Consider the following 12798-nt stretch of genomic DNA (forward strand, 5'->3'; position numbering starts at 1 on the left):
CTTCTGTCCAAATTGGAGAAGAAATATGTCTAAAAAACGTACTGTTTATAATGCTTTACCCATCGTAGCTGCTGCTTATGGCGAGAAGTTTGGTGTTAAAGTTGCCTTGGGGTCAGATACCGCAAGCACTGATGGTCAAACTATCGTTATTCCAAATGTTCCAGATGACTATCCAAATATGGATGCTGTTTGGGGCTACTTGGCACATGAAGCTGCACACGTTCGGTTTACGGACTTCAATGTAGAAAGGCGACGCGCCTTGCACGCTCACCTAACAAACGTCATTGAAGATTGTCGTATTGAAAGAGCAATGCCTGGGGTCTATCCAGGAACAGCTTTGACACTGCACGAGATGGCTCGATACATGCTTCAAGCAGGCCATTATGAACCCGTGAGAGATGAAGACCACCCGGCATCCATCCTGTCTGCATACTGCTTGTATTGGTTGCAAACAGTTGGTGTAGGTCAAACTGCATTGCAAGAGCGTTTAGATGGCGCAAAAGCTGTGTTTGAAAGAGTTTTCCCTCAAGGTGTTGTTGTAAGGCTTAATGCCTTGCTACGTAAATGTGTGGACGCCAAATCAACTGCAAACGCTGCATCTCTTGCTGATGACATCATTAAGATGATCGAAGAAGAGAAAGATAGTGAAGAGCAGCAAAATCCGAAATCTCAACGTGAGCAATCACCTGAGCAGAAGGATAAAAGTAGTGACGACTCTCAAAGTCCAAATGGGCAGGAACAGTCGTCATCTAATGGCAATGATGAAAATAGCCAAGAACAACAGGGTGGCAGTAGTGGAGCGCAAAGTGAGCAAAATGAAAATAGCCCCGAAGTTCAAGGTAATAATAGTGAAGAGAACGCGAGCGGTAACAGTTCTCCTCCTAATGCTTCTCAATTGCTACAACAAGTACTAAGCGCTGGAAACAGTGATTTGCCTAAAAATGCGCAAGACGCTTTGAAGCAAGAGCTGAATCTGGTAGCCCAGCAAGAAGGTGATGATCGTTACCAAACAGTACGGTCAGCAATGGATATCCATGATCACAAAGAAGCAGGGCAGCGTCTCAATGGAGATGTGAAAAGTACAACTTCAAAAATCCGACAGCAGCTTTATGGATTGGTGCAAGCCAGCCAAAGAACTGCTCATAGGAACCAAAGAAGTGGAAAGCGTGTAGACACTCGTCAACTACATAAAGTTGTCATTGGAGATACTCGTATTTTCCAGAGACCAGAAGCTAAGAAGCGCCCTAATACAGCGGTTCACATTTTGGTCGATATGAGCTCCTCAATGGATAGCCCTGCCGGAAACGGTAAGCGCAGGGAAGATATTGCAAGGGAAGCCTCTTTAGCTATTGCATTAGCTTTAGAAAGCATTCCAGGGGTTAATCCAGCAGTAACGTTTTTCGGTAACAACTCCAATGTTCCTGTGTACAGCGTTGTAAAGCATGGTCAAAAAGTACAAAACCAAACTGGTAAATTTGTCTTCAATTCACGCGGTGGTACACCGATGGCTGAGGGCATTTGGTATAGCGCATTTGAGCTAACCAAAACCAGAGAGGAACGTAAAATGATGATTGTTGTGACAGATGGTGCGCCGAACAATGCACTGGCTTGTCACAAAGTTATCGGACTGTGCGAAGCCAGTGACATAGAAATGATTGGTATTGGTATTGAAACTACAGCCGTTAATCGACTGTTCAATACGAACATTGTCATCGAGGATGCTGCGGATCTACAAAAAACACTGTTTAAGTTAATGGAGCGATCGTTGACCGCTTTTGCTGCTTAATCAGTCCATGTATTGGCCCTATCCCGTCAGGGACGGGGCCTATTCATTTTAGGCGTCTAACTCCCTGATAGGGGGATAGCGTTGTATATTATTAGGGAGTATTTAATCATGATTATTGGGTATCAAATTGAAGATAAGCATGGTCGTAATTGGCATGACAACATTGACCGCGCTGACAACCCCTGCACGGTTCTAAGTGAGCAAAGTGCCATTAAAGAACTTAAAATACTGCAAAAAACCAGACCTGAACGCGACTTTAGAATGATTGCTGTATTAGAGGGTGACATTGAGTATCCATTTTTTGAATGGTCACTTACTGCGGCTAACGATCAGTATAAGACGCTTGGTGTTAGCATTTGTCATATTCCATTAGATGAGCATGAAGCACTAAATGAGCTATCCTATGCTCCAGACTGCAATATGATAATGGGTCGAAATACTGGCTGGCTCATCAAACTGTACGATGAACCTGAGAACAATCTTGGATATAACGGTATGGGGGAAGAATTTCACAATATCTTAGTTTCGGCAGTTAAAGCTGGGTATCGCATGATTGAAATTGATGCTGATGCTCAAGTTCATGACCAGTTCCCAATATTTTAATAACATTTAATACGCCCAGTCTCTTATCTGGGCTTTTTCTTCACACACATTTTGAACCTGGTGGGCCAACTACCAGAAATAGGCGTCGGGTTTCCCGGCGCTTTCCTTGAGCCTTTCACTTTCACATGTGAAAGTCGAGAGATTCAAGGAAAGTGCCTTGTGCGCTGATGTGCGATAGCTGGTCGCCAAAAATAAACAGCATTAATTCACTTTTTATCACAGCCCTCGGGCACATCTTGCTCGACGGCATAGGTGTGTCCAATTTTTATGGAGAACAACCATGACTATCGCTCACACCGATACTGACTTGAAAATACAATCAGCTTTCCTTTGCGTTTTGACAGAGGGTTTTGATTATCCTACTGCACAAGATGCCTATGAGGCATATCGTGTGGCCGCAAACGTAGCAATCAAAAATCCAGAGAAGAAAATTTCTGATATGGGAATTAGCCTTTCTGGCCGACTGTTACCATCTCATCTCAAGACCTGCGCAGAGCTTGTCGATAGTGTTGACTATCTGGTTAGCACTATCAGTCTAGGGGTGGAATATTTTCTGGATCTTGCACAAGGCAAACACAGCTTGTTAACGGACCCAGAAAGCCTCATTGAATTAGATGGGGATGTGTTCAGAATCCATGAAACTAAACTTAGTTTGATGTCCATTGAAACTCCGTTGGAGCGTCATATCCCCGTTACCGACCTAGAAACACAAAAAGTTTATGGTTGGACTATTGATGGGGTTCTCGATGTTATTAACCGAGAAAGAAGTCCTGATTGGAGTGATTACACTGAAACAGATTGGGTTGAAGGTTGGAAGGAGTGGGTGGTTCCGGAAGGATACTATCAAATCCAAGAAGAAGATCTGAGACCTGACTACTTCACTGATAACAGTTCTGAGTTGTCGGATGAAAAAGTGTTTACACGTACTAAATCTGTCCAAAAAGAACCAAATGGTACTTTGACGGCAGGTGATGTATACGACTCAATTCATGACGATATGAAGGCTGTAATCGACGGCCCGTATCTGATTAAAGCTAATGGTGCATTAGTGACAGATACGGAACTAGAGGAGGTTTGCTTGACACTCTATTTTGGCGAAAAATACAGCCAAAGTATCATGATCAACTTTGATGAAATCTATAACGGCGTATTCCATGATGATACGACAATAAGTTTTTATTCAGGTTCTTTAAGTGAGCGACTCACATTAACTGTTGAAAAAATGCAGGTTGGTGTGAAGGCGAGCGGAAACATTCTTTCAATAGGTGAAGTCCACTACAACGTCTTTGACGCAACAGGGGAGCATGGAGCTGAAAATGCACTTGAGGCAATGAAAGCTTTGGGTAAACCAATGTTGTCGGCAGAGCAACTGTATAGCTCTCTCAAAGAGTTATGCTCAGAGACAAAAGGGCAATTCCAGATTATGGAAGCCCGGATCTAATACATTAACCCTAACGGGGCAATCACGCCCTGGTAGGCGTTGGTTGCCTCTTCAATTTTATGGAGACAGCCATGAGCACAAAAAACGCACATAAAGCAAAATACCATTTCTATTTCACGACCGCTGTACTGAAACATGCAGAGGACAACCACATCAATATCGGAGATTGTTTTGGGTATGGTGAAGATAACTTTGTTGTAGATCTTTATCCATATTCAAACCTCATCTATAGATGTGATGTGTTGACGAAATAGAAAGAGCCCCAAATAAGTGGAAAGAAAGTGAACTATTTGATTTGGTTGATAATCTTTCAGATTGTTTTTGGGGAATTATAGAGCGAGAAGGGTATGACGAGATGGATGCATCAATGCCATGCTTGGATGAGTTTGAGCTAGATATCAAACGCGCTCTAAATGTATTTGTAGGAATAAATTAAATCCTAAACCCTAAGGGGCCATCAAAGCCTCTAGGGCATTGCTGGCCTCTCAATTTTTAATGGAGGCCATTATGGCAATCGTAAAATTTAACATGAAAGAAGTACAACTGCTGGTGGATGAGCTTAATAAGACGAAAAGTTATTCACCAACAATGGATGATCTCTTTAAGCCTGCTCTATACAAAACAGGCAAAGTTGTTGATTCCAATGGAAACGATGAGGAACACAAAGATTTTGGATGGCCGGACTCCAGCCAGATAGACAAGTCTTTAGTCGAACCGCAGTTGCTATTGGTAAAAGATCAAGGTTTGTATCTTCTGAACAACGCAGATGTAAAAGAAAGTCCTCGCTCAAGAGGTGCTGTTGTCTATGCTCACGGATGTAATCCTGACAAAGATGACGACTTTTACGAAACTGCTCGAATGATATTTGGTGGTGATGATGGCAGCGTATCCATTCCGGTAGGTTGGTTTGACTTAGCGTATAAAGCTAATAAGCGTTATTTCAAGTTAAACGTTGCGCCAACACAAATTTCACTTGTCCTTAAATAACCCTTTCGGGGCCACTTGCTCTGAATGGGCAGTGGTCTCTATTAACTGGAGAATCACAATGACTACACTCGCATCCTTAGAATCAACGCTTAATCATGACATGGCAATGCGCCGTTTCTTAGATACTTTAAACCGTAATGAAATGGAGCGCTTATCTGGTGAGATTCACGCAAAATTCTACTGGAATAAGCGTAATCCACAGTGGTATAGCAGTGACAATGCTCGCTTATTTGCACTGCTGAACCGTGCCAAACGCATCATTAAGAAGCGACTTAAAACAGGACGAGTTAAACCAGAACAAACAGAGCATGGTTCGATTATCGAACGTAGTCACTTTCCACTAGGAGATACACTAACCTTTTGGAATTGCTACCTGAACGACTCTTGGAGAATTGCTCATCAAGACTCGTCATATAGTGCGTTCTGGTATAACGAGCGTGAGCTCAAATTGTGTACCTACTGTGAAGGTGATGTGGTCTTTATGACAGCTCCCAATAAGGAGATATATCGTAAGGATTACGAAAACCTTGATGCATGGTACACCGACAACCTTTAACCCTATAGGGGCACCCATTGCCCCTATAGGGAGCATGGTGTGCCCACCACAAGGAGGACACACCATGTTTACTACATCTGTTTGCTCTTACCCGAATCGTGGTCATTATGGCGACAACAAGTATCGAGGTAATTGCACCGGACACATCATTAAAGACTTTATTGAGTCATATATGATGAAACCTAATGGCTTAGTTGTTGACCCTAGTATTGGGGGAGGAACCAGTACTGATGTGGCAAATGAACTCAAAGTTCGTTTTATTGGTACAGACTTGCATCAGGGGTTTAATTTGCTGCGAGATGATCTGTCTGCATTTCTTGGGGAGCCAGCCCACCTTATTTGGTGGCACCCCCCTTATGCAGACATGATCACTTTTTCTGGCAATATGTATGGTGAACCCAATAAATGGGATATGAGCCGTCTATCGTTGCCAGAGTTCGTGGAAGCTCTAGAATTAGCCATTATGAATATACATGATGCCTGTGAACCGGGAGGTCACTACGGTATTTTGATGGGAAACCTTCGACGTAAAGGCGAGTATTATAACTTGTCCAGTCTGGTTGAGCGTTTGGCTCCAGGTAAACTCGTTGATGAGATCATCAAGGTACAACACAACTGTGTCTCTGACCGGACCAACTACAGCAATAACAGTAAGCTGGTTCGTATCGCCCATGAAAAGTTACTGGTATTCAAAAAGCAAAATGCATCATCATCGCTTTCGCTTATCCCAGTAGCAGATAAACGTGCGGCCAATATGGTTGGAGTTACATGGAAAGCAGTGTTGCGTCGAGTGTTACAGGGTAAAACCTTATCGTTAGATGCCATTTACCAACAAATTGCACCTTACGCGAAACACCGACAAAACGAACACTGGCAAGCCAAGGTTCGTCAAGTGCTGCAAGATGAACGATATTTTGTTCGAGTGGATTCTGGGGTTTATACCCTAACAGAGTGAAAGCTAATGTTGACACCTAGAAAGGGCAGTTCCACATTAGAAAAATTCTCGAATTTATGTCGAAATACTCTAATACTCCGAGAAATCGGAGTACGTACCGTTTCAGGGTAATAAGCGCAGGGGGAAACGCCCCCTCGCTTTCCAAAGCAGTTTGAACTTACAAAGAGACTTTTTTGGAAAGTGCCTTTGGTGCTTGAGTACGTTAGCTGGACGTCGCAAATAAACAGCAAAATCACATCTATTAACCACCCTGGCGGGGCATGTTCTCCTGCTGGGAGTCATGCTCCTCAAATAAGGAGTATGACAATGCATGTCAACTTACCAGCCAGTACAAGTACGTTACTGGTTCAACTAGAAAGAAAAGGTATCGCTATTGAGTCGCAATGCAGAAATGGGTATTGCGGAGCATGTCGGTGCAAGCTGGTAAGAGGGAACATTTCTTACCGTGCTGAACCTATAGCATATCTTAATGATGGTGAAATTTTGCCTTGCTGTGCTACAGCAACGTCAGATGTAACTGTCGATATCTAACCCCAACCCTGAGGAGCTTTAACCTACGGGTTGGGCTCCTCTTTACAAAGAGGAAATATGTATGACCAATCAATACCATCACGATTTTTACCGCAATAGCACTTTCCCTGTTGTTGTTTATGAATTGTGTGACGAGTCATTAACCATCAAGCCTGTAACAATTGAGGAGTACGGTTTAGCCACTCCAGATTGTACAGAGGAAAGCATTCTTTACTATGCGGAAGGCAAACGTTGCCGTTCGTCTGTAGAACACTTCTTCTTAACTCGTAATGATGCAGAAGAAGCTCTAGAGCGTTTAAGAATGTCCTTAACCACCAAGCCAAAATTAGAAGAACTCGCATACGCCCAAGCAACTGCTCAGTACCTGTCAGAATTAGGAAGTGCTGACAATTGGTTCATGGCTTACGAGTACCTAATAGAATGCGTTGAGAAAGGTGAAGAGCCCGATTTAACTGCATGGCAACCATTTGAACATTGGGAATGGAAAGATATAGCAGATCGTATAGACGATGAGGCTCAATCTATTCTTTCTCTGTTGAAACAGGTGTTAAAACTTGCGAAAGAGGGGATCGTTTATTCGGCCATAAATGACACACTCACAATGGATATGAACCAGCTATGTATGCAAAGCATGGTAGAACTAGGTGCATGTCAGGAGGTGTCCAATGAAGCTGAATAAACGAATAGCTAGTCAAGATGAGCATGGTCGTATTGCCAATATCATTAAATGGTGTAAGCGACACAACCAAACGATCAATGGCTTCCCTTACGGGGATGATTTGGTTGGTTCGGATGGAATTCATCTTGAATTGTTGGTCCCTCAAGGTACTTCTCCTGAGAAGTGTACCGATGCTTTGGTTCAAGGTTACTCAGAGCGAGATGTCGTAACCCATGCGGTGATTGAATGTCCCGCAGATTGGTTTAACGCCAACCTTGAATCTAGGCATTAGATACTGGCTTATAAACTCAGGGAGGTGAGTTATGACCATGCCAAATTCGCAACTAGTTATGTTTGCTGGAAACAACGTGGAAACTGTAGAGGAAGTTCGCTCGATGCAGCTGGCCGTTAGATGTGATGCTTTAAAAGCAAATTCATCGTCGGAAAGAAAAGAGCTCGAATCATTGGAGCTTTGGCTGGAAGAGCAAATTAACTCTCAGATTGTTGGATTTTAACATATGAAACTTAACCCCAAAGGGGCATACCTATGCCCTTTTGGGAGTGGGTTGCCTCTCAATTAAATTTTTAGGAGCAACCCGTGAATACTGCAAGCGTATTAACCTACGATGCACAATTACAACTCCCCTTCATTTTTGATGATCTGCTATTAGAAAATGATGAAGAGCCGATTGAAAAGGTTACTCCCTTAACAATCGTAGCATCATGTTCTGATCGTACAGTCGAGCAAGAGTTTGAAACTGAAATCGAAACCTGGACTGATGGGCAGATTAAAGAGCTAAGAGAGGCATTTTTGCGGTATAGCTTAAATGTCCTTGCTGACGGACGCTCTGGTAAAAAAGCAAAAGATGAAGCTTATGAATGGTTGAACTCTGATGAAGTTCATCCATTTTCATTTGTTACCTGTTGTGTGTTATCTGGTTACGACCCTGATGAAGTGCGTAACCTTTGCCAATACACACTCAGACAGTTAGCTAAAAGAAATAAGTAGCCACCAGGAGGGGGATCACCTGCTGGTGGACTCCTCCAAGTTCGAGGAGATTACAATGACTACTTCACTGAAACAGAAAGCAATTGGATTGGCCGCTGCACAAGTCCTTAAATTCAATAATGAATATAAAGGAACATGGTATGACGGCTATTTGCTTTTGCTGGAATGTATGCAGCAAGATCGAGAACCTGAACATTGTGCCATCAGAGATGATGTTGAGTTTTGGTCATGGCATGAGGTAGTGCAATTCATTGATAAAGAGGCTGAAAACATTTGGAAGCCGATGGAAAATGAATTGGCTGACACCAAGCAACTGATTGTTCATGATGCTGCCTCGGGACTTGATAAGTTCTGTGGTATCGACGTTGAACGCTTCGGTGAGCTTGATAAGGCGTGTCAAACTATCGTTCTAAACAAAGCGGTAGTACTTGCTGTAGATAAGGTAAATCGAGATGAACCTGAGAGTGAGCAAACTAAATTCCATGTTCGTTCATATTCTGGACGGTTTATGTATGGTCGTACTTGTCTTGGGATAGATGTCCCCCCAGGAAAAGATCTTTCAGCAGTGGCAAGTTGCATGGGAAATTTATTCAAATTTCTAGGTACACCACGTCAAGATCAAATGGGCAAAGGTACAATCTATTATTGGCCGAATATCGAACAATGTGAATCACACGATGTAGCCTTGTAGGAAACTATAAGGTAGAAATAACAAGCGCAGGGGGAAATGCCCCCTCGCTTTCCAAAGCAGTTTGTACGTACATAGAGACTTTTTTGGAAAGTGCCTTTGGTGCTTGAGTACGTTAGCTGGACGTCGCAAATAAACAGCAATATATCAACCCTGACGGGAGAGCCTCCCGTCGGGAGCTCTCCGTCAATAACCAATAATTGCATGGAGAAGATCATGTCTAAAAACACTAACGATATTTTTACTAATCGCACCCCTTTGGAGTTCTGTGTTTATCCCAAACTAGACCGATGCGTTGGTCTACGTATAGGCTATCCACACTGTCGAGAAGGTGCCAATGGCGTTGTCTGTGAGGTTGAAGCAGAATATCCCACACTAAATACTCATTCGAGTGTAGCGTGGCCTCTGGTTGAAGAACTGAATAGCTACACCATCAAAAAACAGAAACAGATAATCGAGGATATTGATGAGGCTGTTGCTGAACTTTTAATGCACAAAGCCAATCTTCTAGAAAATATTCTAAAGCTAGAAGACGGTGAACTTGATTTAAACGAACAAGCGAAAATGCGCTACGAAGAAAACAGTAAGTCTTCTGTCGCGTGATTAGACTGCTATAGGCAAGGGTGATAACCAATGAATGTAGATCAGTTTATTGACGTGATGGGATTGCGATGCCCTGAGCCATTAATGGTGGTTCGTCGTGCAATTCGTCGTATGGGGCCAGGAGAAACACTCGAAGTGAAAGCTGATGACCCAGCTACCACGAGAGATATACCTGACTTTTGTCGCCACATGGATCATCAACTTGTGGAAAGCGAAGTAACCTCTCCCCCATACAAATACATAATCAAGAAACAAATATAAACCCCATAGGGGCGGAAACGTCCTATGGGATAGTTCCGCTCCTTTAATTTAGGAGAAAGGCATGTATATATCGTTACGAGGTCTAAATCACGAGCAATTAAAGTCCAAGATTATCGACCATCGAACAAAGCGCTCATACACTGTTGAAGAGGCTAATACCCCACTACCCAAACAGTCTATTGTCGAGGTAGGACGGCTTTCCTGTGTGTACACAGGTAAGAAATTGTCCCCAGCAGAAGTAAACGCTTATAACGGTTTTACTGAGGAATACAATCGCAGCACATGGCGGCCAGATCAGGATTTCCTCCTAGATCAGAGACATCGCTTATATCATGCAATTTGCCTCGACAACCTTAAACTTCAAGAATCTGCCTAAACCTATGAGGTAGTTCATTTCAAACACTAGCCCACGGGCGCACTTGTGCCCGTAGGGTACAGGTGTGCTCTTTATCTAAGGAGACACCTATGGCCGCTAAATTTATTGAGTTTGATTCACAAAAAGAAGCTATAAATCATCGAGCTAAAGCGGGGGGCTGGATTTTTTCAGCTTTCAGTGGAAAAGCGATATGGTTTAACACGACATTCACACCTCACAAGATTCTTTTATTGTCTTTCCTGCGTTTGAAGCTCTGGCCTACGAATTAGGCCGAAGCTGCTGGCAGCTGGCGGACAAGACTCCGGTACTAGTCGAAGTGGTGGATACCGAGCAGCCTTATATCGGCGGCGAAGACTTCCACTGGGCTCCGGCTTTAATCGAACGATCAGGAATGCTCAAGCTCGCACCAGCAGGTGAAGCCTTGGGTATGCCTATCAATGTAATGAACAATTCGGTCTATTTCGCTGCGGCGGATGGTCCGGACACAAGTTGCGGTCATCAACCAGCAAAATCAATTCCAATCCAAATGGCTGGAGATGAAATTCGCGTTATGGCCGCTTAACACTACCAATAGCTGAGGTGATTCCCAGAAGGGGTTCCTCAGCCTTACCAGGAGAAATCTATGTGTAAATTATCTATTTATCGTGCTGAACACGGTTCGTATACGGAAGCTCTAAAATGTGCAGCTGTTTACCACTCAACAGGGGATGAGCTTGAACCTGAATTTGTAGATGGTCCAGCTGGTAGAGTGACATATTTAAGTGATATGTATTCTGTCATACAAACAGTTTGCAACGCAGCTGGCCGAGACGATTTGGTCTTCGGTACAGTCATAAACAATATCTTTTGGGAGTTGGATGAGTTAATTGACCACTTTGAAAAGGTAAACCAGTGGCCTTGTGAGAATTACCCTGAGAAGGTTGAAAAGCTTGCTCAAGATGCTCACAAAGGATGTGGACTGATTTATGAACTCTTCGCAAACCGGTATATAGATGCGATTGATAACCTTGTTCTCGACTTACCTAAAGGAGTTAAAGAACAGGTTATCAAGCTTGCTGAAAATTACGGTTACGAAGTCATTACAGCGGAGCAGCAAACTGAAAGCCATGAAGAGCATTGGAATGATGACGTTCATTATTGCTCCCACGGCATAGATGCAAATTGCTGTCCGGCTGGTTGTGGCGATATTGATGATGGGCCATATGACGAAATGCAAGAACCCAGTGGCTATAACGAAGCCGGGGTGATTCATTCACGTATAGAAGGCATCGTCGGAAATATTAAGCAGGGAGAAACTATATCTCCATTAGATTGGTGCATGTTGAAAAAGTATGTCCATGATAATCCAGATGCGTGTTCTTGGTACGATGATTGTTTTGTTGAGCCATTAAATGGTTCACGAGAAACAGTTCGAAGTGCAGGAGAGCTTGTTAAGTATCTTCAAAGACAAATTCTGGATGCTTGCTTCGATTTTCGTTTAAACAAGCGAGTTGAAGCAGCGAAAAGTGAAAATGGTATTTTAATTCATTGTTCTTTATGAATTAACTTACTCTAAGGTGGATGCGGAGCTTGATAGCTCTGCATCCTTACCTCTTGGTGTCATTCTTGACATTTTCTAAAGGCGTTTGTTAGAGACGTTTTTGGAAAGTGCCTTGTGCGCTGATGTGCGATAGCTGGTCGCCAAAAACAAACAGCATTACTAATAACCCTACCGGGGATAGCTCTCCGGCAGGAGGCTATCTCCAAAAACTTATGGAGATATAGATATGTCAAAATTCGATCAAATTGCAACCGTACACAAACTGACAGTTGTTAAACAAGCTGATGAGCATGACTCAGAATTCGATGTTTACTTGTGTGAAGACCAGTTCGGTAACGAATGGGCTTTATCAAAAGAAGGAGAACCTGAGTATGCCGAGTGGGGTGTTTATAATTACATCGTTCGCAACAATGTTTGTATGATCACCACGCCAGTATCAACGCCTTGTATGTCTTGGGAGCTTGCAGATCTTCCCAAAGACTATAAAGGTGAACTACAAGTCGGCATGTCAATTGTCTGATACCTATTAACACAAACCCACAGGGGGAACTGACGCCCTGTGCGGCACAGCTCCCTCTCTAACTCTGGAGAGAGAAATGACTAAATTAAACCGATATGCACTACGAAGCGCGGTAGAGAAGATCGACGGATACTATCTGCCCCGCCCACACGAGCGCAACAAGACTGATGCTTTTGAGCGAGCTAAGCACGATTGCTTAGCAGCCTTACGCCAACAGATTCAAAAGATTGAGTCTATAACGTTTGAACAGTTCACCAGTAAAGATTCGCGCAAGTAGGGAGTAG

General features: G+C 43.2%; 20 protein-coding genes. All 20 read left to right on the top strand.

Features of this window, described 5'->3' with window-relative positions; translation table 11 throughout:
• Window positions 1-25: 25 nt before the first annotated feature.
• Window positions 26-1786 carry a VWA domain-containing protein gene (locus R7P69_RS16915; RefSeq protein ID WP_014386742.1) on the top strand — a complete coding sequence of 587 codons (1761 nt, stop codon included), beginning with the start codon at window positions 26-28 and terminating at the stop codon, window positions 1784-1786.
• Between the two features lie 108 nt (window positions 1787-1894).
• Complete coding sequence (locus tag R7P69_RS16920) at window positions 1895-2389, top strand: hypothetical protein (protein WP_014386743.1); 495 nt, start codon at window positions 1895-1897, stop codon at window positions 2387-2389.
• Window positions 2390-2669: 280 nt separating this feature from the next.
• Window positions 2670-3830 (top strand): hypothetical protein, encoded by a 1161-nt coding sequence (locus tag R7P69_RS16925; RefSeq protein ID WP_159408530.1) that lies wholly within the window; start codon window positions 2670-2672, stop codon window positions 3828-3830.
• A 71-nt stretch (window positions 3831-3901) separates the two neighbouring features.
• Window positions 3902-4084, top strand: coding sequence for a hypothetical protein (locus tag R7P69_RS16930; protein WP_014386745.1), 183 nt, complete (start codon window positions 3902-3904; stop codon window positions 4082-4084).
• A gap of 253 nt (window positions 4085-4337) precedes the next feature.
• Window positions 4338-4817, top strand: a complete 480-nt coding sequence (locus R7P69_RS16935) for a DUF3085 domain-containing protein (RefSeq protein ID WP_014386746.1) — start codon at window positions 4338-4340, stop codon at window positions 4815-4817.
• A gap of 58 nt (window positions 4818-4875) precedes the next feature.
• Complete coding sequence (locus tag R7P69_RS16940; protein WP_014386747.1) at window positions 4876-5373, top strand: hypothetical protein; 498 nt, start codon at window positions 4876-4878, stop codon at window positions 5371-5373.
• 64 nt (window positions 5374-5437) lie between these two features.
• Window positions 5438-6328 carry a restriction endonuclease subunit M gene (locus R7P69_RS16945; protein ID WP_014386748.1) on the top strand — a complete coding sequence of 297 codons (891 nt, stop codon included), beginning with the start codon at window positions 5438-5440 and terminating at the stop codon, window positions 6326-6328.
• Window positions 6329-6634: 306 nt separating this feature from the next.
• Window positions 6635-6859, top strand: a complete 225-nt coding sequence (gene yfaE / locus R7P69_RS16950) for a class I ribonucleotide reductase maintenance protein YfaE (RefSeq protein ID WP_014386749.1) — start codon at window positions 6635-6637, stop codon at window positions 6857-6859.
• Window positions 6860-6920: 61 nt separating this feature from the next.
• Entirely contained in the window at window positions 6921-7538 is a 618-nt protein-coding gene (locus R7P69_RS16955) for a hypothetical protein (RefSeq protein WP_014386750.1), read from the top strand.
• Window positions 7525-7809, top strand: coding sequence for a hypothetical protein (locus R7P69_RS16960; protein ID WP_014386751.1), 285 nt, complete (start codon window positions 7525-7527; stop codon window positions 7807-7809). Before R7P69_RS16955 ends, R7P69_RS16960 begins: the two co-directional genes overlap by 14 nt.
• A gap of 31 nt (window positions 7810-7840) precedes the next feature.
• Entirely contained in the window at window positions 7841-8032 is a 192-nt protein-coding gene (locus R7P69_RS16965) for a hypothetical protein (protein ID WP_014386752.1), read from the top strand.
• An 83-nt stretch (window positions 8033-8115) separates the two neighbouring features.
• Window positions 8116-8526, top strand: a complete 411-nt coding sequence (locus R7P69_RS16970; protein WP_014386753.1) for a hypothetical protein — start codon at window positions 8116-8118, stop codon at window positions 8524-8526.
• A gap of 55 nt (window positions 8527-8581) precedes the next feature.
• Entirely contained in the window at window positions 8582-9217 is a 636-nt protein-coding gene (locus tag R7P69_RS16975; protein ID WP_014386754.1) for a hypothetical protein, read from the top strand.
• 213 nt (window positions 9218-9430) lie between these two features.
• Window positions 9431-9817, top strand: coding sequence for a hypothetical protein (locus tag R7P69_RS16980; protein WP_014386755.1), 387 nt, complete (start codon window positions 9431-9433; stop codon window positions 9815-9817).
• Between the two features lie 30 nt (window positions 9818-9847).
• A complete protein-coding gene (gene tusA / locus R7P69_RS16985; protein WP_014386756.1) occupies window positions 9848-10078 on the top strand; it encodes a sulfurtransferase TusA in 231 nt (76 codons plus the stop codon).
• A 465-nt stretch (window positions 10079-10543) separates the two neighbouring features.
• On the top strand, window positions 10544-10723 hold the full coding sequence (locus tag R7P69_RS16990; protein WP_014386758.1) for a hypothetical protein: 180 nt from the start codon (window positions 10544-10546) through the stop codon (window positions 10721-10723).
• Between the two features lie 122 nt (window positions 10724-10845).
• Window positions 10846-11016, top strand: coding sequence for a hypothetical protein (locus tag R7P69_RS16995; protein ID WP_159408529.1), 171 nt, complete (start codon window positions 10846-10848; stop codon window positions 11014-11016).
• A gap of 60 nt (window positions 11017-11076) precedes the next feature.
• Window positions 11077-11994: a hypothetical protein gene (locus R7P69_RS17000; RefSeq protein ID WP_014386760.1), complete on the top strand. Its 918-nt coding sequence runs from the start codon at window positions 11077-11079 to the stop codon at window positions 11992-11994.
• Between the two features lie 226 nt (window positions 11995-12220).
• Window positions 12221-12514, top strand: a complete 294-nt coding sequence (locus R7P69_RS17005; RefSeq protein ID WP_014386761.1) for a hypothetical protein — start codon at window positions 12221-12223, stop codon at window positions 12512-12514.
• A gap of 76 nt (window positions 12515-12590) precedes the next feature.
• On the top strand, window positions 12591-12791 hold the full coding sequence (locus tag R7P69_RS17010; RefSeq protein WP_014386762.1) for a hypothetical protein: 201 nt from the start codon (window positions 12591-12593) through the stop codon (window positions 12789-12791).
• Window positions 12792-12798 lie beyond the last annotated feature (7 nt).

It is taken from the genome of Vibrio sp. 661 (assembly GCF_033339315.1).
GTDB lineage: Bacteria > Pseudomonadota > Gammaproteobacteria > Enterobacterales > Vibrionaceae > Vibrio > Vibrio alginolyticus.

Bases quoted from the DNA above. Each gene is read 5' to 3' on its own strand.
- R7P69_RS16915 (WP_014386742.1), top strand. From the start codon at position 26: ATGTCTAAAAAACGTACTGTTTATAATGCTTTACCCATCGTAGCTGCT.
- R7P69_RS16920 (WP_014386743.1), top strand. From the start codon at position 1,895: ATGATTATTGGGTATCAAATTGAAGATAAGCATGGTCGTAATTGGCAT.
- R7P69_RS16925 (WP_159408530.1), top strand. From the start codon at position 2,670: ATGACTATCGCTCACACCGATACTGACTTGAAAATACAATCAGCTTTC.
- R7P69_RS16930 (WP_014386745.1), top strand. From the start codon at position 3,902: ATGAGCACAAAAAACGCACATAAAGCAAAATACCATTTCTATTTCACG.
- R7P69_RS16935 (WP_014386746.1), top strand. From the start codon at position 4,338: ATGGCAATCGTAAAATTTAACATGAAAGAAGTACAACTGCTGGTGGAT.
- R7P69_RS16940 (WP_014386747.1), top strand. From the start codon at position 4,876: ATGACTACACTCGCATCCTTAGAATCAACGCTTAATCATGACATGGCA.
- R7P69_RS16945 (WP_014386748.1), top strand. From the start codon at position 5,438: ATGTTTACTACATCTGTTTGCTCTTACCCGAATCGTGGTCATTATGGC.
- yfaE (WP_014386749.1), top strand. From the start codon at position 6,635: ATGCATGTCAACTTACCAGCCAGTACAAGTACGTTACTGGTTCAACTA.
- R7P69_RS16955 (WP_014386750.1), top strand. From the start codon at position 6,921: ATGACCAATCAATACCATCACGATTTTTACCGCAATAGCACTTTCCCT.
- R7P69_RS16960 (WP_014386751.1), top strand. From the start codon at position 7,525: ATGAAGCTGAATAAACGAATAGCTAGTCAAGATGAGCATGGTCGTATT.
- R7P69_RS16965 (WP_014386752.1), top strand. From the start codon at position 7,841: ATGACCATGCCAAATTCGCAACTAGTTATGTTTGCTGGAAACAACGTG.
- R7P69_RS16975 (WP_014386754.1), top strand. From the start codon at position 8,582: ATGACTACTTCACTGAAACAGAAAGCAATTGGATTGGCCGCTGCACAA.
- R7P69_RS16980 (WP_014386755.1), top strand. From the start codon at position 9,431: ATGTCTAAAAACACTAACGATATTTTTACTAATCGCACCCCTTTGGAG.
- tusA (WP_014386756.1), top strand. From the start codon at position 9,848: ATGAATGTAGATCAGTTTATTGACGTGATGGGATTGCGATGCCCTGAG.
- R7P69_RS16990 (WP_014386758.1), top strand. From the start codon at position 10,544: ATGGCCGCTAAATTTATTGAGTTTGATTCACAAAAAGAAGCTATAAAT.
- R7P69_RS16995 (WP_159408529.1), top strand. From the start codon at position 10,846: ATGCTCAAGCTCGCACCAGCAGGTGAAGCCTTGGGTATGCCTATCAAT.
- R7P69_RS17000 (WP_014386760.1), top strand. From the start codon at position 11,077: ATGTGTAAATTATCTATTTATCGTGCTGAACACGGTTCGTATACGGAA.
- R7P69_RS17005 (WP_014386761.1), top strand. From the start codon at position 12,221: ATGTCAAAATTCGATCAAATTGCAACCGTACACAAACTGACAGTTGTT.
- R7P69_RS17010 (WP_014386762.1), top strand. From the start codon at position 12,591: ATGACTAAATTAAACCGATATGCACTACGAAGCGCGGTAGAGAAGATC.